This window comes from Nonomuraea sp. NPDC046570 (assembly GCF_040645915.1).
Lineage (GTDB): Bacteria > Actinomycetota > Actinomycetes > Streptosporangiales > Streptosporangiaceae > Nonomuraea.
The window spans coordinates 214878-239306 of record NZ_JBEYZF010000001.1 but is presented as its reverse complement, the minus strand read 5'-3'; the positions used below and the strand labels follow the sequence as shown (position 1 = coordinate 239306).

Annotated in this window: 24 protein-coding genes; 11 read left to right on the top strand and 13 right to left on the bottom strand. The window is 70.7% G+C overall.

What is annotated here, in order from left to right; translation table 11 throughout:
- Positions 1 to 20: 20 nt before the first annotated feature.
- Entirely contained in the window at positions 21 to 359 is a 339-nt protein-coding gene (locus ABZ911_RS01165) for a YciI family protein (protein ID WP_358050084.1), read from the top strand.
- On the top strand, positions 356 to 1567 hold the full coding sequence (locus ABZ911_RS01160) for a sigma-70 family RNA polymerase sigma factor (protein WP_358050081.1): 1212 nt from the start codon (positions 356 to 358) through the stop codon (positions 1565 to 1567). Before ABZ911_RS01165 ends, ABZ911_RS01160 begins: the two co-directional genes overlap by 4 nt.
- A 25-nt stretch (positions 1568 to 1592) precedes the next feature.
- Here ABZ911_RS01160 and ABZ911_RS01155 read toward each other — a convergent pair whose 3' ends face one another.
- From ABZ911_RS01155 to ABZ911_RS01140, 4 genes are all read right to left on the bottom strand, one after another.
- On the bottom strand, positions 1593 to 2633 hold the full coding sequence (locus tag ABZ911_RS01155) for a polysaccharide deacetylase family protein (RefSeq protein WP_358050078.1): 1041 nt from the start codon (positions 2631 to 2633) through the stop codon (positions 1593 to 1595).
- 184 nt (positions 2634 to 2817) lie between these two features.
- A complete protein-coding gene (locus tag ABZ911_RS01150; RefSeq protein WP_358050075.1) occupies positions 2818 to 4032 on the bottom strand; it encodes an NADP-dependent isocitrate dehydrogenase in 1215 nt (404 codons plus the stop codon).
- 90 nt (positions 4033 to 4122) lie between these two features.
- Positions 4123 to 4416, bottom strand: coding sequence for a DUF3017 domain-containing protein (locus tag ABZ911_RS01145; protein ID WP_358050072.1), 294 nt, complete (start codon positions 4414 to 4416; stop codon positions 4123 to 4125).
- Positions 4413 to 5534 carry a citrate/2-methylcitrate synthase gene (locus ABZ911_RS01140; protein ID WP_358050069.1) on the bottom strand — a complete coding sequence of 374 codons (1122 nt, stop codon included), beginning with the start codon at positions 5532 to 5534 and terminating at the stop codon, positions 4413 to 4415. Before ABZ911_RS01140 ends, ABZ911_RS01145 begins: the two co-directional genes overlap by 4 nt.
- Before the next feature lie 181 nt (positions 5535 to 5715).
- Between ABZ911_RS01140 and ABZ911_RS01135 the strand changes: the two genes are divergently transcribed.
- Positions 5716 to 6372: an FHA domain-containing protein gene (locus tag ABZ911_RS01135; RefSeq protein ID WP_358050066.1), complete on the top strand. Its 657-nt coding sequence runs from the start codon at positions 5716 to 5718 to the stop codon at positions 6370 to 6372.
- A gap of 4 nt (positions 6373 to 6376) precedes the next feature.
- Here the strand turns inward: ABZ911_RS01135 and ABZ911_RS01130 are convergent, their stop codons facing one another.
- Together ABZ911_RS01130 and ABZ911_RS01125 are read right to left on the bottom strand one after the other, a co-directional pair.
- Positions 6377 to 7489 carry an anhydro-N-acetylmuramic acid kinase gene (locus ABZ911_RS01130; RefSeq protein WP_358050063.1) on the bottom strand — a complete coding sequence of 371 codons (1113 nt, stop codon included), beginning with the start codon at positions 7487 to 7489 and terminating at the stop codon, positions 6377 to 6379.
- Positions 7490 to 7499: 10 nt separating this feature from the next.
- On the bottom strand, positions 7500 to 9041 hold the full coding sequence (locus ABZ911_RS01125; protein ID WP_358050060.1) for a family 10 glycosylhydrolase: 1542 nt from the start codon (positions 9039 to 9041) through the stop codon (positions 7500 to 7502).
- A gap of 105 nt (positions 9042 to 9146) precedes the next feature.
- Here ABZ911_RS01125 and ABZ911_RS01120 point away from each other — a divergent pair, with 105 nt between their 5' ends.
- The 3 genes from ABZ911_RS01120 to murQ all read left to right on the top strand — a co-directional run bounded on the left by ABZ911_RS01120 (position 9147) and on the right by murQ (position 12495).
- Complete coding sequence (locus ABZ911_RS01120) at positions 9147 to 10592, top strand: glycoside hydrolase family 3 N-terminal domain-containing protein (RefSeq protein WP_358050057.1); 1446 nt, start codon at positions 9147 to 9149, stop codon at positions 10590 to 10592.
- Complete coding sequence (locus ABZ911_RS01115) at positions 10589 to 11449, top strand: MurR/RpiR family transcriptional regulator (RefSeq protein WP_358050054.1); 861 nt, start codon at positions 10589 to 10591, stop codon at positions 11447 to 11449. The genes ABZ911_RS01120 and ABZ911_RS01115 overlap by 4 nt, the downstream gene beginning before the upstream one ends.
- A gap of 86 nt (positions 11450 to 11535) precedes the next feature.
- A complete protein-coding gene (gene murQ, locus ABZ911_RS01110) occupies positions 11536 to 12495 on the top strand; it encodes an N-acetylmuramic acid 6-phosphate etherase (protein ID WP_358050051.1) in 960 nt (319 codons plus the stop codon).
- An 8-nt stretch (positions 12496 to 12503) separates the two neighbouring features.
- On the opposite strand, the gene ABZ911_RS01105 is transcribed toward murQ, so the two are convergent.
- The gene (locus tag ABZ911_RS01105) at positions 12504 to 13349 is read right to left on the bottom strand and encodes a bifunctional methylenetetrahydrofolate dehydrogenase/methenyltetrahydrofolate cyclohydrolase (RefSeq protein WP_358050048.1); all 846 of its coding nucleotides are present in this window, start codon (positions 13347 to 13349) and stop codon (positions 12504 to 12506) included.
- A 174-nt stretch (positions 13350 to 13523) separates the two neighbouring features.
- On the opposite strand from ABZ911_RS01105, the gene ABZ911_RS01100 reads away from it, so the two are divergent.
- On the top strand, positions 13524 to 14471 hold the full coding sequence (locus ABZ911_RS01100; RefSeq protein WP_358050045.1) for an ROK family protein: 948 nt from the start codon (positions 13524 to 13526) through the stop codon (positions 14469 to 14471).
- Here ABZ911_RS01100 and ABZ911_RS01095 read toward each other — a convergent pair.
- From ABZ911_RS01095 to purN, 3 genes are all read right to left on the bottom strand, one after another.
- Positions 14434 to 14613, bottom strand: a complete 180-nt coding sequence (locus ABZ911_RS01095) for a hypothetical protein (protein WP_358050042.1) — start codon at positions 14611 to 14613, stop codon at positions 14434 to 14436. The genes ABZ911_RS01100 and ABZ911_RS01095 overlap by 38 nt on opposite strands.
- Before the next feature lie 84 nt (positions 14614 to 14697).
- Positions 14698 to 16239, bottom strand: coding sequence for a bifunctional phosphoribosylaminoimidazolecarboxamide formyltransferase/IMP cyclohydrolase (gene purH, locus ABZ911_RS01090; protein ID WP_358050039.1), 1542 nt, complete (start codon positions 16237 to 16239; stop codon positions 14698 to 14700).
- A gap of 16 nt (positions 16240 to 16255) precedes the next feature.
- Entirely contained in the window at positions 16256 to 16864 is a 609-nt protein-coding gene (purN, locus tag ABZ911_RS01085; protein WP_358050036.1) for a phosphoribosylglycinamide formyltransferase, read from the bottom strand.
- A 78-nt stretch (positions 16865 to 16942) separates the two neighbouring features.
- On the opposite strand from purN, the gene ABZ911_RS01080 reads away from it, so the two are divergent.
- Positions 16943 to 17362, top strand: coding sequence for a hypothetical protein (locus tag ABZ911_RS01080; protein WP_358050033.1), 420 nt, complete (start codon positions 16943 to 16945; stop codon positions 17360 to 17362).
- Here ABZ911_RS01080 and ABZ911_RS01075 read toward each other — a convergent pair.
- From ABZ911_RS01075 to sucC, 3 genes are all read right to left on the bottom strand, one after another.
- Positions 17359 to 19017 carry a DUF6350 family protein gene (locus tag ABZ911_RS01075; protein ID WP_358050031.1) on the bottom strand — a complete coding sequence of 553 codons (1659 nt, stop codon included), beginning with the start codon at positions 19015 to 19017 and terminating at the stop codon, positions 17359 to 17361. The two genes, ABZ911_RS01080 and ABZ911_RS01075, sit on opposite strands and share 4 nt — an antisense overlap.
- 165 nt (positions 19018 to 19182) lie before the next feature.
- On the bottom strand, positions 19183 to 20058 hold the full coding sequence (gene sucD / locus ABZ911_RS01070) for a succinate--CoA ligase subunit alpha (RefSeq protein ID WP_358050028.1): 876 nt from the start codon (positions 20056 to 20058) through the stop codon (positions 19183 to 19185).
- Positions 20058 to 21239 carry an ADP-forming succinate--CoA ligase subunit beta gene (gene sucC / locus ABZ911_RS01065; protein ID WP_358050025.1) on the bottom strand — a complete coding sequence of 394 codons (1182 nt, stop codon included), beginning with the start codon at positions 21237 to 21239 and terminating at the stop codon, positions 20058 to 20060. The genes sucD and sucC overlap by 1 nt, the downstream gene beginning before the upstream one ends.
- A gap of 273 nt (positions 21240 to 21512) precedes the next feature.
- Here sucC and ABZ911_RS01060 point away from each other — a divergent pair, with 273 nt between their 5' ends.
- From ABZ911_RS01060 to ABZ911_RS01050, 3 genes are all read left to right on the top strand, one after another.
- Positions 21513 to 22361, top strand: coding sequence for a hypothetical protein (locus ABZ911_RS01060; protein ID WP_358050023.1), 849 nt, complete (start codon positions 21513 to 21515; stop codon positions 22359 to 22361).
- A 153-nt stretch (positions 22362 to 22514) separates the two neighbouring features.
- Entirely contained in the window at positions 22515 to 23378 is an 864-nt protein-coding gene (locus ABZ911_RS01055) for a hypothetical protein (protein WP_358050020.1), read from the top strand.
- 256 nt (positions 23379 to 23634) lie between these two features.
- Complete coding sequence (locus ABZ911_RS01050; RefSeq protein WP_358050017.1) at positions 23635 to 24417, top strand: hypothetical protein; 783 nt, start codon at positions 23635 to 23637, stop codon at positions 24415 to 24417.
- Positions 24418 to 24429 lie beyond the last annotated feature (12 nt).

Sequence of the window (24429 nt, the reverse complement as noted above, 5' to 3'; positions counted from 1 at the left end):
ACAACATCGAGGGGGCCAACGTGAAGTACGTGTTGATGTTCGTGGAGACCGAGGAGTACGCGAAGGAACTGGAGGCGATGGGCGAGGCCGAACGAGACGCGGCGTACGAGGCGGTGGGCCGCTGGTTCGCCGACCACGCCGACCAGATCACCCATAACGCGCACCTGCACCCGGCACACACCGCGACCACGGTACGGCTGGGCGGCGGCGAGCCGGTCGTCACCGACGGGCCGTTCGTGGAGGGCAAGGAGGTGGTCAGCGGATTCGTCGAGGTCGAGGTCGAAGACCTGGACCAGGCTCTGCGGCTGGCCCGCTCCTGGCCGGCCTGCCCGATCGTGGAGATCCGCCCCGCCTCGTGAACGAACAGACCGGTGAGCAGGCGAGCCGAGAGGCGCTGGCCCGCGTGGTGCGCGAGCACGCGGGCCGGCTCGCGGCGTCCCTGATGTCGCTGCTGGGCGACTTCTCGGCCGCCCAGGACCTGGTCCAGGACGCGGTCGAGACGGCGCTTCGCCGCTGGCCGGTCGAAGGGGTGCCGGAGCGGCCGGACGCCTGGTTGTTCACGGTGGCCCGGCGCCGCGGCCTGGACGTGCTGCGGCGCGAATCGAACTACCGGGCCAAGCTGGCCCAGCTGACCCGGCCGTCGCCGTCCGCGCCGGACGACCGGCTGCGGCTCGTCTTCATCTGCTGCCACCCGGCGCTGTCCCGGGCCGCGCAGATCGCGCTGACCTTGCGGGTGGTGTGCGGGCTGAGCACCGCGCAGATCGCCGCCGCGTTCCTGGTGCCCGAGACCACGGTGGCGCAGCGGCTGACCCGCGCCAAGCGGAAGATCTCCGAAGCCGGGATCCCCTACCGCCTTCCGGTGGCCGAAGACCTGCCCGCACGGCTGGAGGAGGTGCTGGCGGTCATCTATCTGCTGCTCAACGAGGGATATCTGTCCAGTACCCCGGAGCGCGCGCAGGCGCGGGACCTGGTCGAGGACGCCGAGTGGCTGGCCGCGCTGCTGGTCGGCCTGCTGCCGAAGGAGCCGGAGGTGGCGGGCCTGCTGGCGTTGATCAGGCTGCACCGGGCGCGCGGCGCGGCCCGCTTCGACGACGGCCGTCTGGTGCTGCTGGCCGATCAGAACCGCGCCCTGTGGGACCGGGCGGCGATCGAGCGGGCGACCGCGCTGCTGACGAGCACGGCCCGGGCACATCGCCGGCCGGGGCCGTACCAGGTGCAGGCGGCGATCGTGGCCTGCCACGCCGAGGCCGCGACCTTCGCCGACACCGACTGGCCGCAGATCGTGACGCTCTACGACATGCTGCTGTGCCTGACGCCCTCGCCGGTGGCCCGCCTGCACCGGGCGGTGGCGGTGCGCTACGCCCGGGGAGCGCGGGCGGCGCTGGCGGAGTTGACGGAGCTGGAGCAGGCCTTGGAGCGCTACCCGCTGTTCCACGCCACGCGGGCCGAGTTGCTGCGGGATCTGGGCCGCCGCCAGGAGGCCCGGCTGGCCGACGAGCGGGCGCTCCACCTGACCGCCAACCCGGCCCAGCAGACACTGCTACGGGAGCGGATCGGCTGGCGCTGACGCTCGACACCCCCTGCCACCGAATTCAGTACGGCAGCGCCTTGGCCGCGAACTGCTTGGCCACGAACGGAGCCTTGAACTTGGGGAACGCCACCGTCTGCGGGTCGCCGTCGGAGGTGTAGCGCTGGTCCGGGTTGTTCTTCAGCCAGTCCAGCCAGGCCGTCGAGCAGAACTGGGCGCAGTCGCCCTTCTTGTCCATGGCCCTGATCCGCGGGATGCCCAGCGGATCGAAGGTCTTGTTGAACGGCGCCGGAGCCGGCGTGTACCCGGCCAGGAAGACCCCACCATGCTTGTAGGAGACATTCCCCAACTTCCCATGCATCGCCCAGCTCTTGTTCTTCGGCTGGTTCCCGTACGGCAGCGCCAGCGTGACCGGCGACAGGTAGGCGAGCGAGCTGGTCAGCTTCTGCACCGCGGCGATCTGGCTCTCCACGTCCTTCTGTGACTTGCCCCGCAGGTTCATGTGGTCGAGCGTGTGGTTGCCGATGTCGAAGCCGTTGTCCTTCAGCCAGAGCAGCGCCTGCGCCTTCTCCTCCGGCGTCGTCTTGCCGAACATGTCACGCGTCACGTAGAACGTCGCGGCGGCCTTGAACCCGGGATTCTTCTTGGCCACGTCCTGCAGGATCGCCACGGCCGTACCGGGTCTGGGCACGCCCATCTCGTCCAGGGTGAGCTGCGAGGGCGAGGAGTCGTCGAAGGTGAGCACCACGGGGTGCTTGCCCGCCGGGATGTTGATCTTGCCCTGGACGAAGTCGGCGGCGCTGACCGGCACGTACCCGTCCCGGACCAGCCGCTCCAGGTCGGCGCGGAACTGGGCGGGCGTCCTGTCGTCCTGGGTGGTCGGGTGGTCGACCACCCGGTGGAACATCAGCACGGGCACCTGGCCGAGCTCGTTGGCCTTCACCTTCGCCGCGGCCGCGGCGCGCGCCACCTTGGCCTGCTTCATCACCGCCGCGTCGTCGATCTTCGCCTTCGCGGGTACGGCCTCGTCACCCGATCCGCCGCACCCCGCGACCATGGCTCCGACCACGACCAGACTCGCCCCACCAAGAAACCGCAAACGCATCGGAACCCCCCGATACTCGACGCGCGCCACTGATACGAAGGGCTACTACCCCACTCCAGGGGGTAGCCACTCTGAGCGTGATCAAAAAAGTGGGTCAGGAGAGGACCGGGCCGCGTCGCCGGGACCCGGACGCGAAAAGGCCGCCCCGTGGGGCGGCCGTTGTCGTGATGCGGGGGGATGGAGGTCAGGCCATCTTCTTCTTCAGGTTCTCGTCCAGCGCGGCCAGGAAGTCCTGGGTGGTCAGCCACTTGGCGTCGCCGCCGACCAGCAGGGCCAGGTCCTTGGTCATCTGACCGCCCTCGACGGTCTCGATGCAGACCTGCTCCAGCTTCTCGGCGAAGTCGCTCACCGCGGGGGTGTTGTCGAGCTTGCCGCGGTGCTGCAGGCCACGGGTCCACGCGAAGATCGAGGCGATCGGGTTGGTGGAGGTGGGGTTGCCCTTCTGGTGCTCACGGTAGTGACGGGTCACCGTGCCGTGGGCGGCCTCGGCCTCGACGGTCTGGCCGTCGGGGGTCATCAGGACCGAGGTCATCAGGCCGAGCGAGCCGAAGCCCTGCGCGACCGTGTCGGACTGGACGTCGCCGTCATAGTTCTTGGCCGCCCAGACGTAGCCGCCCTCCCACTTCATCGCCGCCGCGACCATGTCGTCGATCAGGCGGTGCTCGTAGGTGATGCCGGCGGCCTCGAAGTCGGCCTTGAACTCGGTCTCGAAGACCTCGGCGAAGATGTCCTTGAAGCGGCCGTCGTAGGCCTTCAGGATCGTGTTCTTCGTCGACAGGTAGACCGGGTAGTTGCGGGACAGGCCGTAGCGCATGGAGGCGCGGGCGAAGTCCCGGATGGAGTCGTCCAGGTTGTACATCGCCATCGCGACGCCGGGGCCCGGGAAGTCGTACACGTCGAGCTCGATCGGCTCCGAGCCGTCCTTCGGCGTGTAGGTCAGGGTGAGCGTGCCCTCGCCGGGGATCTTCAGGTCGGTCGCGCGGTACTGGTCGCCGAAGGCGTGACGGCCGACGACGATCGGCTTGGTCCAGCCGGGGACGAGCCTCGGGACGTTCGACATGATGATCGGCTCGCGGAAGATGACGCCGCCGAGGATGTTGCGGATGGTCCCGTTCGGGGACTTCCACATCTTCTTGAGGCCGAACTCCTCGACGCGCGCCTCATCGGGAGTGATGGTGGCGCACTTGACGCCCACGCCGTACTTCTTGATGGCGTGGGCGGCGTCGATGGTGACCTGGTCGTCGGTGGCGTCGCGGTGCTCGATGCCGAGGTCGTAGTACTTCAGGTCGACGTCGAGGTAGGGAAGGATCAGCTGGTCCTTGATGAACTGCCAGATGATCCGGGTCATCTCGTCGCCGTCGAGTTCGACGACGGGGCCCTCTACCTTGATCTTGGGCATGCGTGTGTTCCCCTTCATGACAGACAACTGACCAGGCTCACTGGCCGTTGAGGCTATCGGATTGACGACATAGCCCCGCGATCCGCCCGGTCATCGGACGATTAGGTCCTTGAGTTGCGGATACTGCAGGAACATCGCGGTGATCACCAAGGCGAATCCGAACACCGCGAGGGTGATGGCGTCTATTTTCTCGTTTCGTACGGCGAGCTGCCCGCCGTACCCGGCGAACCGGAGCGCGCCCCCGACCATCAGCACGGCGCCCAGCGTGAATCCGCCCCATTCGAGATCGATCAGGAAGATCCCGAGCACGGCGAGGGCCGCACCCGCCAGGATCAGCGGGTACGGTCCCCAGCTCGCTCGCGTGCGATCGTCGTTCAGGCTCATCGCTCCAGCAGAGGCTTCCATTTCTGGTCACGCTCGCCGATGTACTCGCTGTCCGGGCGGATCAGGCGGTTGTCGGCATGCTGCTCGATCACGTGCGCGGTCCATCCGGACATGCGGCTGATCGAGAAGACGGGCGTGAACAGGTCGGTCGGGATGCCCAGGTAGTGGTAGACCGAGGCGGCGTAGAAGTCGACGTTGGGATAGAGGCCCTTGGTCTCGAACACGACCTCCTCCATCTCCTTCGACATCCGATAGTAGGTGTCGTCGCCGGAGGACTCGGCCAGTTCGGCCGACATCTTGCGCAGGTGGGTGGCGCGCGGGTCCTCGGTCTTGTAGACCCGGTGGCCGAAGCCCATGATCTTCTCGCCGGCGGCCAGCTTGTCGCGGACGGCCTGGGCGACGCCCGAGGGCGAGATCGACTCCAGCGTCTTCATGACCTGCTCGTTCGCGCCGCCGTGCAGCGGGCCCTTCAGCGTGCCGATGGCGGCGACGATGGCCGAGTGCATGTCCGACAGGGTCGCGGCGCAGACGCGGGCGGCGAACGTGGAGGCGTTCATCGTGTGGTCGGCGTGCAAGACCAGGCAGGTGTCGAAGAGTTCGACCTCGCGCGGCGCGGGGGTGCGGCCGGTGATCTGCAGCAGGAAGTTCGCGGCGATGCTCAGCTCGGGGTCGGGGTCGGCGACGCTGCCGCCGGTGCGGGCGGCGTGGTAGCGCGCGACGAGGACCGGCTGCTGGGCGGTCAGGCGCGCGGCCTTGCGCAGGTTCGCGTCCGGGGCGATCGAGTCCTTGTCGGCGTCGTCGGCGCCCGACAGCGAGACGAGCGAGCGCAGCGCCTCCATGGGTTTCTGCTTCTCGGCGATCTCGGCGATGTTCGCCGCGACCAGCGCGCCTGGCTCATGCCCCCTGACCAGCTCGGCGTTGTACGCCTCCAGCTCGTCACGGTTGGGGAGCTTGCCGCGCTGCAGCAGGTGAGCGGTCTCTTCAAAGGTGGTACGGCCGGCCAGGTCGTGGATGTCGTATCCACGATAGAAGAGGCGACCGGCCTTGCCGTCGATGTCGCTGAGCGCTGTTGACGCCGCCACGACGTCGGCGAGACCTTTAGTGGGCTTGTCCGCCATGTGGGTTTCCTCCGCTTATCTTCGTCCGAAGTCTACCTGTGAGCAGGTAAAACCGGCCGCAGAGGTCCAGACCAATTTCATGACGGATTCTGCTTATGGCAAAGGAGATTCCGCATCCCCTCGTTTGGGTAAGCCGGAGCTGTAGTAATAGTTACGGCGGGCTACCTGGGGAGGAACTGCCGTGGAGGGGCCGTTCATACGCATCGAGGACACTGGCGAGGTGGTCCCGTTGCGCCCCGAGATCACGACGATCGGGAGGGGCCGGGGTGTGGACATCCGGCTGACCGATCCGAGTGTGTCTCGGCTCCACGCTGAGTTCGTGCGGCGAGGACCCTACCTGTATGTCGTTGACCTGGGCCTGTCCCGCAACGGCACCCGGGTGAACGGCAGGCCGATCGCCAGGAGGGTGCTGGACGACGGCGACGTCGTCTCCTTCGGCGCGGCTCGCGGGCGCATCGGCGGGGTCCCCCGCGAGGACTTCACACCGGAGGTGGAGCTGCGCAGAGCAGCGGCACCCGAGCTGACCAGGCGGGAGGTCGACGTCCTGACGTCGCTGTGCCGTCCGGCGCTGTCGGACGAGGCGTTCGTGGCTCCGGCCACCGCGCGTGAGATCGCCGACGACCTGGTCGTCACCGAGGCCGCGGTCAAGCAGCACCTGCTGCGGCTCTACCAGAAGTTCCGGATTCCCGAGGGCACCAACCGGCGCACCCGACTGGCCAACGAGGTCGTCGCGCTCGGCCTGGTCAGGCCCACTCCTGTGGTGCCGCCACAGCGCTCGGCGGGTTCGGCGACGGAGACTCAGACTCAGCCTTCGGCGGCGGGGCGCCGCGCCTCCTGAAGGGTCAACGGAAGCGGACGCCGGTCGGAGCATCGTCCAGGGGTTCGGGTAGGCGCAGCGGCCCGGCTCCTGGGGTGACCGTGCCGAGCAGGCGCGCACCACTGGCGCCGGTACAACTCGGCACGGTGGCCGGTAGGCCGTGCGCGGTGAGCCAGCCGTACAGGGAGAAGGCGATGGCCTCCTTCGCGTCGGCCGGCACGCCGAGTTCGTCGCTCGGCAGTACGCGGGCGTCGACTCTGGAGCGCAGCATGCCCATCAGTGTGGGGTTGCGCACGCCGCCGCCGGAGACGACCACGGTGTCCAGCCGGTGCCGGCGGATCTCCGCGGCCACGGTCTCGGCGGTCAGCGCCGTCAGCGTCGCCACCAGGTCGGGCAGCGGCAGGTCGGACTTGACGTAGCCGGGGGTGAACAGCTCCTTGCCCGTCGACTTGGGCGGCGCCTCCCGGTAGTACGGCTCCGCCAGCAGGTCGGCCAGCAGGTCCTCGTCCACCTTTCCCTGCGCGCCGAGCCGCCCGTCCTCGTCGTACGGCGAGCCGGTGGCGGCCAGCACGGCGGCGTCGATCAGGGCCGAGGCGGGCCCGGTGTCGTAGGCGATGGCCGGCTCGCGCACGGTCAGGTTCGCGATCCCGCCCAGGTTGAGGGCCCCCGAGCGGCCCTCGATCCCGGCCAGCAGCAGCAGGTCGAGGTAGGAGACGAGCGGGGCGCCGTGACCGCCCGCCGCGACGTCCCGCACCCGCAGGTCGGAGACGACGGGCAGGCCGGTGCGCTCGGCGATCCAGGCGGGCTGGCCGAGCTGCAGCGTGCCCAGCACATGCCCGTCGGACACCCAGTGGAACAGCGTCTGCCCATGCGAGCAGATCAGGTCCGCGGGCCCCGCGCCGGCGGCGGCCGAGGCGAAGGCCTGCCCGATGAGCGTGTCGAGCCGGCAGACCTCCCCCAGGTCCACCTGGTTCGGCGGCAGCGCCGCGATGATGCGGGCCCGCAGGTCCGGCTCGTACGGCTGCTCGCCGACGTGCTCGACCACGCCCGTGAGCAGCCCGTCGCTCAGCGACCAGTCCACGATGGCGCTGTCGATGCCGTCGTGGCTGGTGCCGGAGATCAGACCGAGAACCCGCATATCGCTCCTTCTAGTGCCTGACGGCGTGCCCGTTGCTGGGCCTGCTGACCCGGCCCGCCCGGTCGACCGCGAGCACGTAGTAGTGGTCGCCCTGCTTGCCCTCGGGGTCGACCCAGCGCACGTGGCGGTCACCGGGGACGACCGCGACCAGGTTGCGCGCGTCGGCGAACTGACCGGAACCCGCCCGCTCGGAGAAGCGGAAGATCGCGAACTGGAACGGCTCGTGCCGTCCCGTCGCGACCGCGCGCAGCTCGACGCCGCCGGACACCCTGCGAGCGTAGGCGAGGACCGGACGTCGCGGCGCCTCGCCGCCGGCCAGGCGCGGCAGCACCGGCGACAGCGCGGGCCGCTGGTAGTGGTCGTTGACCGCGGTGCTGATCGAGCCGATCCGGTCGGCCCGCACGTCACCCGCGCTGAACCAGATGTCACCGCCGACCTGCGGGTGGTCCCTGTTGAGCGTCAGGTGCTTGGAGAGCTCCTGGGGGTCCTGCCACTGCGGGGCGGTCTGGGCGGGGTCACCGGCCTTGTAGGCGGCCTGGCCGATCCAGAGTTGCACGTCGGTGCCCGCGGTCACGTCCGACCACCAGGGGATGAGCTTGGAGTAGTCGGCGGGCGGCTGGCCGATGTACCAGTAGAGCTGCGGCGCGATGTAGTCGAGCCAGCCCTTCTTCACCCAGCCCCGGGTGTCGGCGTGCAGGTTGTCGTAGGACTGGCCGCCGTTGGTCTCCGAGCCGAGCGGGTCGCTGCCCTTGTTGCGCCAGATGCCCGAGGGGCTGATGCCCCAGGAGATCTCCGGCTTGGCCTGCAGGACCCGCTGCTGCATCTCCTGGACCATCAGGTCGACGTTGTTGCGGCGCCAGGCGGCCAGGTCGGGGAAGCCCTGGCCGTACTTGGCGAAGGCGGCGCTGTCGTCGAAGGCGGTGGTGTTGGTCGGGTAGAAGTAGTCGTCGAAGTGCAGGCCGTCGATGTCGTAGCGGGTGATCGCGTCCATCATCGCGTCCTGGCAGAACGCGCGGACCTCCGGCATGCCCGGGTTGTAGTAGAGCTTGCCGCCGAACGGCAGGATCCAGTCGGGGTGCTTCCTGCCGGGGTGGTCGGGGTGCAGCTTGGCGGGGTCAGGCTGCATCGAGACGCGGTAGGGGTTGAACCAGGCGTGGAAGGTCAGGCCGCGCTTGTGCGTCTCCTCGACGGCGAAGCCGAGCGGGTCGTATCCGGGATCCTGGCCCTGGACGCCGCTCAGGTACTGCGACCACGGCTCGTACGTGGACGGCCAGAACGCGTCGGCCGTCGGCCTGATCTGCACGAACACCGCGTTGAGCTGGCGCTGCTGGGCGAGGTCGAGCCAGGTGAGGTACTCCGCCTTCTGCTCGTCGGCGGTCAGTCCCGGCTTGGAGGGCCAGTTGATGTTGAGAACCGACGCGATCCACATGCCGCGCATCTGTCGCAGCGGCGGCACATAGTCCGTCGCCGCGAACGCCGGCAGCGGGATGACCGAGGCGGCCGCCGCGAGCGCGAGACCACGCAGGACGGTCCTTCTGGAGGGAGAGCTCATACGGACTCCTGGGGGGTGGTTGTATCGAGGGCGACGATGACAGAAAATTACCTTCGGATCAATATCAGTGAAGAAAAATGTCACAGACCCTTGAGGTAGGCGTCCATGCCCGTTGACCTGTACCGACTCGCGCTGACCGTGCTCCAGCCCGGCTTCGAGGGCACCAACCTGCCCGAATGGGTGCGTGACGCGCTCAGCGAAGGGTTGGGCGGCGCCGTGTTGTTCGCCCGCAACATCGACACGCCCGAGCAGACCGCCCGGCTGGTGGCAGACATGCGCGCCGCCAACCCGGCCGTGGTCGTCGCCGTCGACGAGGAGGGCGGCGTGGTCACCCGTTTCGAGGTGCGCGAGGGCAGCTCCTTCCCCGGCAACCGGGCGCTCGGCGTGGCGGACGACCTGAAGCTGACCGAGCGGACCGGCCGCCAGATCGGCCGCCTGCTCGCCGCCGCCGACGTCACCCTCGACTACGCGCCCGCCGTGGACGTCAACGCCAACCCGGCCAACCCGGTGATCGGCATCCGCTCGTTCGGCCCCACCGCCGACCTGGTGTCCAGGCACACCACCGCGTGGATCGCCGGGCTGCAGGGGGCAGGCGTCGCCGCGTGCGCCAAGCACTTCCCCGGGCACGGCGACACGGCCACCGACTCGCATCTGGCGCTGCCGACCGTGCACGCCTCGCGGGAGGTGTTCGACGAGCGGGACCTGCCGCCGTTCCGCGCCGCCGTACGGGCCGGGGTCAAGGCGATCATGTGCGGCCACCTGCTGGTGCCCGCGCTGGACCCGGAGCTGCCCGCGACGCTGAGCCGGGCGGTGCTGACCGGCCTGCTCCGCGAGGAGCTGGGCTTCGACGGCATGCTGGTCACCGACGCGATCGAGATGAAGGCCGTGGCGGCCCTGTACTCCCCCGGTGAGATCGCGGTGCGCGCGCTCAACGCGGGAGTGGACGCGATCTGCGTCGGGATCACCGACGAGGCGGGGCTGGCCGAGCTGCGCGACGCGATCGTGGCCGCGGTCCGCTCCGGCGAGCTGCCCGAGGAGCGCCTGGCGGAGGCGGCGACCCGGGTCCTCGCGGTCGCCGCGTGGTACGGCGCGCAGGCCGCGCTGCGCGAGGAGGTCCGCGCCGACGTCGACGAGACGATCGGCCTCGAAGTGGCCCGCGCCGCCCTGACCCCGCACGGCGAGGTCACGCTGAGCGCCGCGCCCCTGGTGGTGGAGGTCAACACCCGCCTCAGCCAGGCCGTGGACCCGGCCACCCCGTCCGGCCTCACCTCGGCGCTGACCGCCCGGCTGCCGGACACCGCGCGGGTGCGGATGACCGACGGCGGCGAGCTGCCCGACCTGCCCGCCGACCGGCCCGTGGTGCTCGTCGTGCACGACGCGGGCCGCCACCCGTGGGTACGGCGGGCGCTGGCCGAGGCGGAGCGGCGGCGGCCCGATGTGATCGTCGTCGAGACCGGCATCCCCGACACCCCGGCGGGTGGCGTCTACCTGGCCACGCACGGCATGTCGCGTGCCTCGGCGACCGCGGCGGCCGAATGGCTCACCTCGTGAGCGAGCCGGCCAATCCGGTGGCGGCGGTGCGTGCCGTACTGCCGTCGCTGACCCCTGCCGCGCAGGCCATCGCGAAGATCATCCTGGAGGATCCGGGGGTGGTCGTCAGGAGCACGATCACCGAGTTCAGCGCGGTGTCCGGGACTAGCGAGGCGACGATCGTGCGCACCGCCCGCTCGCTCGGCTTCTCCGGCTACTCCCAGCTCCGCTTCGCGCTGGCCGCCGCCGTGGCCCGCGACGAGCCGGAGCGGCTGATCCCCGGCGACCTCGGGCCGGACGACCCGATCACCGACGTGATCGCCAAGGTGACCAGGGCCGAGTCCCAGGCGCTCGCCGACACCGCCGCGCTGCTGCGGCCCGAGGAGGTCGCCGAGGTGGTCGACGCCATCGCGGCGGCGCGGCGGGTCGACGTGTACGGCGTGGCCGCCTCCGGTCTGGTGGCCGCCGACATGTCGCAGAAGCTGCTCAGGATCGGCCTGTCCAGCCACCCGTTCAGCGACGCGCACCTCGCGCTGACCAGCGCCGCGCTGCTGCGGCCCGGGGACGTGGTGGTGGCGGTGAGCTGCACGGGCGAGACGGCCGACGTGCTGGTGCCCGCCTGTACGGCCCAGGAGGCGGGCGCGCTGCTGGTGGCGATCACCAACAACCCGCGCTCGTCGCTGGCCGAGGCCGCCGACCATGTGCTGATCTCGGCGGGGCGGGAGACCGCCTTCCGGCCGGGGGCGCTGGCCAGCCGGATCAGCCAGCTCCTCATCGTCGACTGCATCTTCGTGGGGCTGGCCCAGCGGACGTTCGACACGGCCGAGGCCGCCCTGCGCGCGACAAAGGAGGCCGCCGACACCTTCCGCCATCGATGAAGGAAATTTTCATTATTCATCTAGATCATCTTGCTTTTCTTCATCACATCGGGTGAAGTTGCCTGGCCGCCACTTTCGGAGGACTCATGACGCCCGGCACCGCGCCCGCCACCCCTGCCGTTCCCACCGACCCCACTGACACCGATGTCGCCAACCTCGCCCGCCTCGTCACCGAACAGCGCCTGCCCGGCCTCGACGACCTCGACGAGCTCCCCACCCTCGACCTCGTCAGGCGCATGAACGAGCAGGACGCGCTCGTGGCCGGCGCGGTCATGGCCCAGGCGGTACCCATCGCCGCCGCCGTCGACGCCATCGCCGCCCGCATGCGCGGCGGCGGCCGCCTCATCTACCTCGGAGCCGGTACGGCCGGCCGCATCGGCCTGCTCGACGCCAGCGAGTGCGGGCCCACCTTCGGCACCACCGGCGAGGTCCTCGGGCTGATCGCGGGCGGGCCGCAGGCGTTCGCGGTCGCCGTCGAAGGCGCCGAGGACTCCCCCTCCCTGGCCGTCGACGACCTCACCCGCATCGGCCTCACCCCCGCCGACGCCGTCGTCGGCCTGTCCGCCAGCGGACGCACGCCCTTCGCCGTCGGCGGGATACGCCACGCCCGCTCGCTGGGCGCGCTGACCGTCGGGGTGGCCTGCAACCGGTCCTCCGCCCTCGGGGCCGCGGCCGAGATCGCCATCGAGGTGGTGGTCGGCCCCGAGTTCCTGACCGGGTCGACCAGGCTCAAGGCGGGGACGGCGCAGAAGCTCGTGTGCAACATGATCTCGACGCTGACGATGGTGCGGCTGGGCCGTACGCACGGGAACCTGATGACGCACCTGGTGGCGTCGAACGAGAAGCTGTGGGCCCGCGCGCACGACCTGGTGGCGTCCATCACCGGGCTGGCGGACGAGGAGGTGGGCCCGGCCCTGCGGGCGGCCGAGGGCTCGGTACCCGCCGCGGTCATCATGCTCCTGACCGGCGCGGACCCCGCCCAGGCCCACGCCGCCCTGAACGCCACCTCCGGCAACCTCCGCGAGGCCCTGTCCGCCGTCCGCTGAGGACGCCGTCAGAGGAGCTCGGCCGCCTCGACCACGTTGGTGAGGAGGAGGGCGCGGGTCATCGGGCCCACGCCGCCGGGGTTCGGGGTGAGGTGACCGGCGACGGCCTCGACACCCGGGGCCACGTCTCCGGCGATCTTGCCCTCGACGCGGGAGACGCCCACGTCGAGTACGGCGGCGCCGGGCTTGACCATGTCGGGGGTGATCAGGCCGGGCACTCCGGCGGCGGCCACCACGATGTCGGCCCTTCGGACATGACGGGCCAGGTCCTGGGTGCCGGTGTGGCAGAGGGTGACGGTGGCGTTCTCGCTGCGGCGGGTCAGCAGCAGGCCGAGCGAGCGGCCCACCGTGATGCCGCGCCCGACCACGACGACGTCGGCGCCCTTGAGCGGCACGCCGTACTCCTGGAGGAGCAGCACGATCCCGTGCGGGGTGCACGGCAGCGGGGCGTCGACCATGTGCACGAGGCGGCCGAGGTTGACCGGGTGCAGGCCGTCGGCGTCCTTGGCCGGGTCCATGCGCTCGAGGAGCGCCATGGTGTCGAGGTGGCCCGGCAGCGGGAGTTGGACGATGTAGCCCGTGCACGAGGGCGAGGCGTTGAGCTCGTCGATCGCCGCCTCGATATCGGCCTGCACCGCGGTCTCCGGCAGGTCCACCCGGATCGAGGCGATGCCCACTTCGGCACAGTCGCGGTGCTTGCCCGCCACATAAATCTGGCTACCGGGGTCGCTGCCGACCAGGACGGTGCCGAGACCGGGGACGATGCCCCGTTCCTTGAGCGCGGCCACCCGCGCGGTGAGGTCGGCCTTGATCCTGGCCGCGGTCGCCTTGCCGTCGAGTTTCACAGCGCTCATGTCTCCCAATCCTTCCACGCCCCTCCCCTCCACCGGCACCGCGGCCACACCGGGACCTCCACTGACATCGTTGTCATTGATCTTGGTTGGGCCTTAGTGTGGCGGCGTCAGCCAGCGCTCTCCGAGGGAGCAAGCCTTGCCCGTCCGCCTCCTGTCCGACCACCGCGATCACTGATGGCCACCGTTCTCTCCATCGACATCGGCGGCACCAAACTCGCCGCGGCCCTGGTCGACCGGGCGGGCCACATCCTGCGCACGGCCACCCGCCCCACCCCCGGCACAGACGTGATCACCGCACTGGCGGGGCTCGTCCTCGACGTGACCGGCGACGGCCCGCCGCCGGTCGCGGTGGGGATCGGCTGCGCGGGGCCGCTGGACCTGGCCAACGGGACGGTGAGCCCGGTCAACATCCTCACCTGGCGCGACTTCCCCTTGCGCGCGGAGGTCGAGTCGCTGACCGGACTCCCGACCGTGCTGGCGGGCGACGCCCAGTGCTTCGCGCTCGGCGAGCACTGGCTGGGCGCCGGTCAGCACAGCCCCGCCCTGCTGGGCATCGTGGTCTCGACCGGCATCGGCGGCGGCCTGGTCATCGACGGCGCCCCCGTACTCGGCCCCACGGGCAACGCCGGGCACGTCGGCCACATGATCGTCGACCTGTACGGCGAGCCCTGCGCCTGCGGCGGCCACGGCTGCGCGGAGGTCTACGCCAGCGGCCCCAACCTCACCCGCTGGGCCCTCGCCAACGGCTGGACCCCGAAAACCTCGCGCTCCGACGCCACGCTCCCGCCTCCCGACGCCGCGATGCTCGCGCGGGACGCCGAAGCCGGGGATCCGGTGGCGCTGGCCGCGTTCGACCGGGGAGCCAGGGCGCTGGCGGCGATGATCGCATCCACCGCGGCGGCGGCCGAGGTGAGCGACGTCGTGATCGGGGGCGGGGTCGCGGGAGCGGGACAGGTGCTCTTCGACCCGTTGCGGAAGGCGCTGGACGACCTGGCCGGACTCGGGTTCGTCAGGGCCGTGCGGGTGCACCGCTCCACGCTCGGCGTGCGGGCCGCCCTGGCGGGGGCCGCCCAGCTGGCCTGGACTACTGCCGCTGCCCCTGCGCCTCACGACGCTCGATGATCCGCCGCGTGAACGGGATGACCTCCACCGCCCGCACCCCCAGGTACGCCCCGGCGAACGCGAGCAGGATGAGCACGAAGGGGCTCGTGGAGAGCCCGTTCACCGTCACGAACGTGTGCAGCATCATGTCAAGCAAGGTCATGAGGGGACTCCGGGGGAAGGACCTGGCAACAGTGCGCACACGATAACCGGCGGGCGCCGATGCTCTGGCGCCCGCCGTACCGGCTCAGTGGAAGAAGTGGCGGGTTCCGGTGAAGTAGAGGGTGAGGCCGGCGGCCTCGGCCGCGGCGATGACCTCCTCGTCGCGTACCGAGCCGCCCGGCTCGACCACGGCCTTCACGCCCGCGTCGATGAGCACCTGCAGCCCGTCGGCGAAGGGGAAGAACGCGTCGGAGGCGCCGACGGCCCCGGTGGCCCGCTCGCCCGCCCGCGAGACGGCCAGGCGGGCCGAGTCGACCCGGTTGACCTGGCCCATGCCGACGCCGACGGTCGCCCCGCCGTCGGCCAGCAGGATCGCGTTGGACTTGACCGAGCGGCAGGCCCGCCAGGCGAACTCCAGGTCGGCCAGCACCTCGGGCGAGGCGGCGGCGCCCGCCTTGAGCTCCCAGGCGTCGGCCGCGTCGCCGGGGGCGTCGACCCGGTCCACCTGCTGGACCAGCAGCCCGCCGTCGATCCGGCGGAACTCGGTGGGGTTCGACGGCCCGCTCGGGCAGACCAGCAGACGGAGGTTCTTCTTCTCCCTGAGTACGGCGAGCGCCTCGTCGGCGAACGACGGCGCCACCACCACCTCGGTGAACACCCCGGCGATCTGCCCGGCCAGCTCGGCGGTCACCTCACCGTTGACCGCGATCACCCCGCCGTAGGCGGAGACCGGGTCGCACGCGTGCGCCCTGCGGTGCGCCTCGGCCACGTCGGCGCCGACGGCGATGCCGCACGGGTTCTGGTGCTTGATGATCGCCACGCACGGGTCGGTGAAGTCCCAGGCGGCCCGCCAGGCGGCGTCGGCGTCGAGGTAGTTGTTGTACGACATCTCCTTGCCGTGCAACTGCTCGGCCCCGGCCAGGCCGCCGGTGCCCGAGGTGTAGAGGGCGGCCTGCTGGTGCGGGTTCTCGCCGTACCGCAGGACCGCCTGGCGCTCCCAGGACGCGGCCTTGAAGGCGGGCCACTGCTCCTCGGCGGCGTACACCTCGGCGAACCAGGAGGCCACGGCCACGTCGTAGGCGGCGGTGTGCGCGTAGGCGGCGCCGGCCAGGCGGCGGCGCTCGGTCAGTGTGAAGCCGCCCTCGCCGACCGCGCGCAGCACCTCGCCGTAGCCGGCGGGGTCGACGACGACCGCGCAGGTGGCGTGGTTCTTGGCCGCGCCGCGGATCATCGCGGGGCCGCCGATGTCGATCTGCTCGACGCAGTCCGCGTCGGAGGCGCCGGAGGCCACCGTCTGCTGGAACGGGTAGAGGTTGACCACCACGAGCTGGAACGGGTCGATCTCCAGCTCCTCGAGCTGGGCCACGTGGTGCGGCTTGGTGAGGTCGGCCAGCAGGCCCGCGTGCACGCGCGGGTGCAGCGTCTTGACCCGGCCGTCGAGGCACTCGGGGAACCCGGTGAGCTGCTCGACCTTGGTGACCGGTACGCCGTAGGAGGCGATGGCCGCGGCGGTGCCGCCGGTCGAGACGATCTCCACGCCGGCCGCGTCGAGGGCTCTGGCCAGCTCCTCGAGCCCGGACTTGTCGTACACAGCGATCAGCGCGCGCCGGATGGCGATGCGGGTCACTTCGTGCTCCTCCTGGTTAGTTTCCGATGCGGACGCCGCGGCCGGTCACGGTCCAGCCCTCGCGGGCCATCCGCCCGACGACGTCGACGAGCAGGCGGCGCTCGACGGTCTTGATGCGCTCGTGCAGCGTGGCCTCGTCGTCGCCGGGCAGTACGGCCACCGCCTCCTGGGCGACGATGGGGCCGGTGTCGACGCCCGCGTCGGCGAGCATGACCGTACAGCCGGTGACCTTGACGCCGTGCGCGAGGGCGTCGCGGACCCCGTGCGCGCCGGGGAAGGACGGCAGCAGCGCGGGGTGGGTGTTGAGCACGGGGAAGGCGTCCAGCGTGGGGGCGCCGAGGATCTTCATGAACCCGGCCGAGACCACCAGGTCCGGTTCGTACGCGGCGATGCGGTCGGCGATGGCCCGATCCCAGGCGGCGCGGTCGGCGTGGGCGGAGAGCTTCTCCACGAACGTCGGCACGCCGTGGCGCTCGGCCCTGGCCAGACCTTCGATGCCGTCGCGGTCAGCGCCGACGGCGACGACGCGGGCACCGTAGGTGGCGTCGTCGGCAGCGTCGAGCAGGGCCTGTAGGTTGGTTCCAGAACCGGAGACGAGAACGACTAGCCGACCTGCCTGTGACACAGGCGCACTCCATTCAGAACGCCGGGGTGGGCTGCCAGGGTACCCGCCCGCTCGCCCGGACGACGCAGAGGAGGTCAGGTGACGACACCGGTGCAGACACCGACCAGCCGCCAGTTGGCGGAGTCTGCGGCCCGCCGCGCCATATGGCTGTCCATCGCGGCGCTGGCCATGACGTTCATGCTGCCGCTCGCCGGGCTGGTGATGGCCCTGTTCGCCCTCGCCGCCGGGTTCCGCGCGCTGCCGCTGCTGCGCGCCGAGGAGCGGCCGACCGGGGTCACGATCGGCTCCATGGTGGTCTCCTCCTTCGCGCTGCTGCTGTCGGCCGCGGCCACGGCGTTGCAGCTCTACCTGATGGACGAGTACAACGCCTACACCGAGTGCATGAAGGGCGCGGGCACGGTCTCCTCCCAGGGCGAGTGCTTCGACCAGTTCCGCGAGTCCACTTCGAAGAAGCTGCCCGCCGACGTGGTGCGGATCCTCGGCTCGGTCCAGCCCTAGTCGTCGCGGTCCCAGGCGTAGGGGTCGAGGTAGATGACGTGACCGCCGCGGTCGTCCGACTCGTCGACGATGTCGCGGCGCGGCTGCCTCGGGCCGTCGGGCCGCGGCGGGCCCTGCTCGGAGCGGGCCTGCTCCAGCGTCTCGGCCGCCGCTGAGGCGTGCTCGTCCTGCCAGTCGTCGCGGATCACCGGTATGGGCTGGGTGTCGGCCTCGGTGGCGTCCATCCAGTGGCCGGGCAGTGGACGGGCGTCGGAGTCGGCCAGCCCCACCCGTCCGGCGGCCTTGGCGATGGCCGCGCCCGCCTTGCGGACCGGGGCGGCGGCCGTACCGAGCCTTCTGGCGACCGGGCCGCGGCCGCGGGCGCCCAGGTAGGTCAGCCACCAGTTGGCCAGGCCCGCGGAGATGCCCGCCGCCACGCCCACCTCCAGGCAGACCGACAGCGCCACCTCCCACGGCGAGGGGCCGACCGCGGACAGCCGCGCGCCGCCGATCGGGCCTCCGGAGAGCGCCGCGAGCAGCCCCGCGACCAGGCCCGTGCTGACCCCGGTGACGAAACCCCACAGCGGGGCCGCCTCGTACGACGGCGAGGGCGCGATCCGGGCCACGAACACGCCCGCGACCGCTCCGGCGGCGAACGGCAGGGCGATCACCGCCATCATCCAGGCGGGCACCGGACCGGTCTCCGGCAGCGCGCCGAGGATCGGCAGCGCCGGAACCGCGCCCAGTTGCACGCCCGTCGGGGCGACCAGCGTGCCGGTCCCGACGGCGAAACCGGGGCCCGCGATGTACGACATGCCCCAGATGACGGCGTTGAGCAGGTAGAGGCCCTGGATCAGCAGCAGGAGCAGGCCGCTGACGAACCCGGGGGCCAGCGTGCCCGTCAGGTCGCGCACCTGCCCGAAGTTGACCACGACCGCGAACAGCACCAGCGCCAGGCCCGCCGCCAGCAGCACCGCCACCGCGACCGCGGTGCCGACCACGACCGCCCGCACCCGCTCGGGCAGCAGCCGCAGCATCGACCGCCACGGCCCGATCGTCCGCGCGGTCGCCAGCGCGCCCACCACGAACGCCAGCACGAAGTGGCTGAGCAGCGCCTCACCGATGAACGGCTGCGTCACCTCGTTCCGCGCCACCAGCGCGATCAGCCCGGCCAGCAGCGCGTACGGCGCGGCCAGCGAGATGCCCGCCTGCGCCACCAGCACGAGCTGCGCCTTGCGGCGGGCGTTGGCCTGCTCCTTCGGGCTGTTCTTCGGCAGCCGCGCGGGCAGGCGCAACCGCAGGTCAGCGTCGCGGGCCATCCAGCGGCCCGCGCGGTACAGCAGCAGGGCGGGCAGCACCACCAGGCCCAGCGGGAGCAGGCCCACCCGGCCCGCCGGGATCTCGAAGCCCGCGTGGTGGGCGGCCAGCCAGAGCTGCGCCGCCGTGCGGAACACTCCCGGCAGTCCGGGCCCCAGCGCGCCGCGGGGGGCGGCGATCCAGCCGACGAGGGTGAGGGTGATGAGCACGGCCAGGCCGACGCCCAGAGTCAGCGCGGCGGCCAGCATCCCGGACACGGGAAGCGGCCTGCGGGCCTCGTCGTCGTCGCCCGTGACCCCGGGGATCTTGCTGAGGACAGTGCGGGGAGCCGTCCGTAGCTGGTCGAGTAGGGCCGTCACAATGGACGATGTTCTCAAGTTTTCAGTCAAGTATCCCCGAGCCGCGCCGGGGTCTCTCTATCTCGATCCTTTACGGCAGCCCGGTAGACGCACCGCCGTACCGGAGGGTGGAGACGCCGAGAGCCGCGCGGACGGATCCGGCGGCTCTCGGGGACGTGCGGGGGTTCAGCGGGACTGCATGATCTCGCGCATCAGGCGGGCCGTCTCGGAAGGGGTCTTGCCGACGCGGACGCCGACCTTCTCCAGGGCCTCCTTCTTGGCCTGCGCCGTGCCCGCGGAGCCGGACACGATGGCGCCGGCGTGGCCCATCGTCTTGCCCTCGGGAGCGGTGAAGCCCGCGACATAGGCCACGACCGGCTTGGTCACGTGCTCCTCGATGTACGCCGCCGCGCGCTCCTCGGCGTCGCCGCCGATCTCGCCGATCATCACGATCGCGTCGGTCGCCGGGTCCTCCTGGAAGGCCTGCAGCGCGTCGATGTGCGTGGTGCCGATGACCGGGTCGCCGCCGATGCCCACCGCGGTGGAGAAGCCGAAGTCACGCAGCTCGTACATGAGCTGGTACGTCAGCGTGCCCGACTTCGACACCAGGCCGATGCGGCCCGCGGTGGTGATGTCGGCGGGGATGATGCCGGCGTTGGACGCGCCGGGCGAGGCGATGCCGGGGCAGTTGGGCCCGATCACGCGGGTCTTGCCGCCCTTGGCGATCGCGTACGCCCAGAACTCGGTGGTGTCGTGGACCGGGACGCCCTCGGTGATGACCACGCAGAGCGGGATCTCGGCGTCGATGGCCTCCTTGACCGCGTCCTTGGTGAAGGCCGGGGGCACGAAGACGACCGACACGTCGGCGCGCGTCTGCTCCATGGCCTCCTTGACCGTGCCGAAGACCGGGAGGCCCTCGTGCGTGGCACCGGCCTTGCGGGCGTTGACGCCGCCCACGACGCGGGCGCCGGAGGCGAGCATGCGGCGGGTGTGCTTGGTGCCCTCACCGCCGGTCATGCCCTGGACGATGATCCTGCTGTTCTCGGTCAGCCAGATTGCCATTACGCACCTACCGCAGCGAGCTCGGCGGCGCGCTTGGCCGCGTCGTCCATTGTGTCGACCAGCTCGACGCCGCTGAGCGCCGCGTCGGCCAGGATCTTTCGCCCGAGGAGGGCGTTGTTGCCGTCGAGGCGCACGACCAGCGGCCGGGTGACCGCCTCGCCGCGCTGCTCCAGCAGCTTGAAGGCGGAGACGATGCCGTTGGCGACCGCGTCGCAGGCGGTGATGCCGCCGAAGACGTTCACGAAGATCGACTTCACGGCCGGGTCGGAGATGATGATCTCCAGGCCCGCGGCCATGACCTCGGCCGAGGCGCCGCCGCCGATGTCCAGGAAGTTGGCCGGCTTGGGCTTGCCGGGGAAGGCCTCGCCCGCGTAGGCGACCACGTCGAGGGTGGACATGACCAGGCCCGCGCCGTTGCCGATGATGCCGACGTTGCCGTCGAGCTTGACGTAGTTGAGGTCCTTGGCCTTGGCCGCGGCCTCCAGCGGGTCCTCGGCGGACTTGTCCTCGAACTTCGCGTGGTCCGCCTGGCGGAAGGTCGCGTTGTCGTCGAGGGTGACCTTGCCGTCGAGCGCCTTGACCTGACCGTCCTGGGTCAGGATCATCGGGTTGACCTCGACCAGGGTGGCGTCCTCGTCGACGAAGACGCACCACACCTTCTCGATGATCTCGGCGGCGCCGTCGAGCGCGGCCTCGGGCAGGCCGCCGGCCTGCGCGATCTCCCGGGCCTTGGCGCGGTCCACGCCGGTGAGCGCCGAGACCGGCACCTTGGCCACCTTCTCCGGCGAGGTGTGCGCGACCTCTTCGATCTCCATGCCGCCCGCGGCGGAGCAGATGGCGAGGAAGGTGCGGTTGGCGCGGTCGAGCAGGAAGGAGAAGTAGTACTCCTCCGCGATCGCGCTGGCCTCCTCCACGAGCACCTTGTGCACCGTGTGGCCCTTGATGTCCATGCCCAGGATGGCCGTGGCCTTCTCGACGGCGTCGGCGGCGTCGTCGGCCACCTTCACGCCACCGGCCTTGCCGCGACCTCCGGTCTTGACCTGGGCCTTGACGACTACGCGGCCGGTCAGCTGCTCGGCTGCCGCTCGCGCCTCCTCCACGGTGTGCGCGACAATGCCGCGCGGCACCGGGATGCCGTAGTCCGCGAAGAGCTCCTTCGCCTGATGTTCGAACAGGTCCACGAGGGTCCGTCCTTGCTTGTCCGGCTGATCTTCTTCTGTCGGCGGCCGGGCCCGGGCCACCCCGTGTTCCGGGCGATTTCCGCCAGTGAAGCCTAGCCCGAAGCTTGACCTGCCCAGGTCACTGGGTCGCGGTTATCCCTTGCCAGCCACATAGATGTGCGACAAAATACCCGATTGTCCTCTTCGTGATCTCGTCCGGACGCCACGTGTGATCTGTTGGTGATCTCCACTTGACAAGATGCCCGATACATCTGACGAAGGGGCACATAGGACATGAGGCGCTGGATCGCCGCCACACTGACCGCTTCCGCGGTCGTCGTGGCCACCCCCGCTTTCGCATATGCCGCACCCGCCGACCCGGTCGGCGCGTTGCAGAAGCAGTTCGTCGAGGGGCGCGGGGTGAAGGTCTCCGAGACCACCCGGATGACCTCCGACGGCCAGGACACCGGCGCGGTGAGCCGGATGACCGGCGTGCTGCAGTTCGGCAAGTCCGGGGTCGTCGCCTCCGACATCACCCGCAGGGTGAAGCTGGACGGCGCCACCAAGAAGATCGTGGCCTCCGACGAGGAGGGCACGGAGTCGCTGGCCGCGCTCTTCAGCCCGACGCGCTACATCACCGTCAAGGGCAAGACGTACGCCAAGGGCGGCGCGTTCTCCCAGGACCTGCCCGAGGGCAAGAAGTGGGTGAGCGTCGAGTACGCCCCCGAGGCCGGCGCGGGTAGCAGCCAGGTCATCGACATCTTCAACAAGCCGCTGCTGAAGACCCTGCTCAAGGGTGCCAAGAGCAGCAAGGGCGGCGTCTACAAGGGCGCCATCTCGGTCAAGGACCTCACCAAGGCCACCAGCGGCACGGCGGTCAAGGGCAAGCTCGGCAAGATCAAGGTCGAGTACCAGATCACGGTGAACGGCAAGCAGCTCATCACCCGCGTGGTCAGCAAGCTGACGCTGAACTTCGGCCTGCTCGGCACGATGGCGACGACCACCGACACCCGCTACTCCGGCTGGGGCGCCAAGGTCTCCGTCGTGGCTCCCCCCGCGGACCAGGTCATCGACGCCAAGGAACTCGGCGAGAACGCTCCCGAGGTGCCCGACCTGCTCAACCTGAACGGCTCCAGGGACTAGAGCCCCCGCGGTCCCCGTACGGCTGCCCGCCGTACGGGGACGTCTGCACAGAACGTCCACACACTCTCCCCGGGAGTCGCGGCTCCCCGAGACGCCTATGTGATCATGGTGCGGCAAGATCCTTCTTCCCCCTCCAATGAAGAAGGACTCCCTGTGAAGCGAACTCTCGCCGGTCTGGCCCTCACCACGGCCGCCGCGCTGCTCACCGCCACCCCCGCCCACGCGGCGGCCCCCACCGACCCGGCCAAGGCCCTGAAGAGGCAGCTCGTCGCCGGCAAGGGCGTGACGTTCACCGACGTCACGAAGATCAACGAAGGCGGCCACAGCCTGGTGTACGGCAGGCGCACCGGCACCCTCCAGCTCGCCCCCTCGGGACCGGTCGCCGCGGACATCACCGGCAAGCTGGCCATCAACGCCAGCGACATCCCCGAGGACGCCCCCGAGGGCATGTCCGGGCTGGCCAAGCCCGAACACGTGATCCGGATCAAGAACACCTCGTACATCTCCGGCGGCCTCGTCGGCGAGTTCCTGCCCGAGGGCAAGACCTGGCTCAAGACCACGGGCGGCCCGGACGGTCTGGGCATGGGCATGACCGGCTCGATCAGCCAGATCGTCAACATCACCGAGCCGGGCACGCTCAAGGCGCTGCTCGCCACGGCCAAGCCGTCGCGCGGCGCCTACAGCGGCACGATCACCATCGGCGCGCTGAACAAGGTCTCGCCCTGGTTCCGCGCGTCCTGGCCGGCCAAGCTGACGGTGAAGACCGCCAAGGCCAAGATCACCTGGAAGCTGGGCGTCGACGGCCGCAGCCTTCCCCAGCGCCTGACGGTCTCCTACGACGGGACCGCCCTCGGCGTGGGCAAGTCCCGCGTGAGCGTCGTCATCGACACCCGCTACACCGGCTGGGGCGCCAAGGCCGCCATCCAGGCCCCGCCCGCCGACCAGGTGACGACCAAGCTCAGCACCGAGGACGGCGCCGTTCCCGAGGTTCCCTTCCTCAGCGGCACCGGCCGATGAGACGCCTGCTCACGGCCCTGGTGGGGGTGGCCGTCCTGGTGACAGCCGCCCCGATCAAGGCCCCGCCCGCCGCCCAGGTCAGCACCAAGCAGGACGGCTAGCGGTACCCCGCGCGCGTGCCGTACCCGCGGCACGCGCGCCCGCTTCGCGGCGAAGGGCCTGTGGGACGCGCGCCTGGGCGAAGTGGCGCCGTCCCCCTTCGATGAGGCGGATCTGTTCTTCCACCGAGTGTTCGACAACCACGAGGATGCCGTAAATGAAGCACATGATCGCGGGTATCGCGGGCGTCGCCGCGCTGCTCGTCGCGGCCGTTCCGGCGCAGGCGGCTGCCGCCGATCCGGTCAGGGCGTTGAAGAAGCAGTACGCCCAGGGCAAGGGGGTGCGGTTCGCCGAACGTACCGGGCTGGTCGCCAAGGGGAAGAGTGAGCCGCTGCAGAAGCGTACGGGCGTGTTCCGGTTCGACGGGGACCGGATCGTCCGCTCGGACATCAGCGCCAAGGGCCTGGGGAAGAAGCCGCTCTTCAAGCCCGAGCGGACGATCCGCATCGGCTCGGTCGTCTACGTCAAGGACGCCTTCCACGCCGACGACCTGCCGAAGGGCAAGCCGTGGTACCGCAAGAAGGACGGGAAGCAGGACGACGCGGGCGGCATGCTCGGCCAGCCCGTGAACGTCGCCGAACTCCCCACGCTGAAGGCGCTGATGGCCAAGGCGAAGCGGGACAAGGACGGCTACCGGGGCTCGATCACTTTCGAGGAGCTGGCGGCGGTCTCGCCCACGTTCCAGGACAACATGGTCTTCAGGGCGGACGACTCGACCGCCATCACCTGGCGGCTGAGCCTCGGCAAGGATGGCCTGCCCCGCAAGCTGACCACGTCCTTCCCTGGTGAGGGCTTCGTCCCGATGTGGGAGGGCCTCACCGTGACCGGCGAGACCACCTTCACCGGCTGGGGCTCCCGCGTCTCCGTCAAGGCTCCCCCGTCGAACCAGGTGAGCAGCGCCCTGATCTCCGACGAGGGCAAGGTCTCCCTGGGCGACTAGAAGCCGCCCAGC

What these genes read in the sequence shown, in the direction of transcription:
- ABZ911_RS01155 (WP_358050078.1), bottom strand. Translation starts at nt 2,633, where the DNA reads ATGCGTTTGCGGTTTCTTGGTGGGGCGAGTCTGGTCGTGGTCGGAGCC.
- ABZ911_RS01150 (WP_358050075.1), bottom strand. Translation starts at nt 4,032, where the DNA reads ATGCCCAAGATCAAGGTAGAGGGCCCCGTCGTCGAACTCGACGGCGAC.
- ABZ911_RS01145 (WP_358050072.1), bottom strand. Translation starts at nt 4,416, where the DNA reads ATGAGCCTGAACGACGATCGCACGCGAGCGAGCTGGGGACCGTACCCG.
- ABZ911_RS01140 (WP_358050069.1), bottom strand. Translation starts at nt 5,534, where the DNA reads ATGGCGGACAAGCCCACTAAAGGTCTCGCCGACGTCGTGGCGGCGTCA.
- ABZ911_RS01130 (WP_358050063.1), bottom strand. Translation starts at nt 7,489, where the DNA reads ATGCGGGTTCTCGGTCTGATCTCCGGCACCAGCCACGACGGCATCGAC.
- ABZ911_RS01125 (WP_358050060.1), bottom strand. Translation starts at nt 9,041, where the DNA reads ATGAGCTCTCCCTCCAGAAGGACCGTCCTGCGTGGTCTCGCGCTCGCG.
- ABZ911_RS01120 (WP_358050057.1), top strand. Translation starts at nt 9,147, where the DNA reads ATGCCCGTTGACCTGTACCGACTCGCGCTGACCGTGCTCCAGCCCGGC.
- murQ (WP_358050051.1), top strand. Translation starts at nt 11,536, where the DNA reads ATGACGCCCGGCACCGCGCCCGCCACCCCTGCCGTTCCCACCGACCCC.
- ABZ911_RS01105 (WP_358050048.1), bottom strand. Translation starts at nt 13,349, where the DNA reads ATGAGCGCTGTGAAACTCGACGGCAAGGCGACCGCGGCCAGGATCAAG.
- ABZ911_RS01100 (WP_358050045.1), top strand. Translation starts at nt 13,524, where the DNA reads ATGGCCACCGTTCTCTCCATCGACATCGGCGGCACCAAACTCGCCGCG.
- ABZ911_RS01095 (WP_358050042.1), bottom strand. Translation starts at nt 14,613, where the DNA reads ATGACCTTGCTTGACATGATGCTGCACACGTTCGTGACGGTGAACGGG.
- sucD (WP_358050028.1), bottom strand. Translation starts at nt 20,058, where the DNA reads ATGGCAATCTGGCTGACCGAGAACAGCAGGATCATCGTCCAGGGCATG.
- ABZ911_RS01060 (WP_358050023.1), top strand. Translation starts at nt 21,513, where the DNA reads ATGAGGCGCTGGATCGCCGCCACACTGACCGCTTCCGCGGTCGTCGTG.
- ABZ911_RS01050 (WP_358050017.1), top strand. Translation starts at nt 23,635, where the DNA reads ATGAAGCACATGATCGCGGGTATCGCGGGCGTCGCCGCGCTGCTCGTC.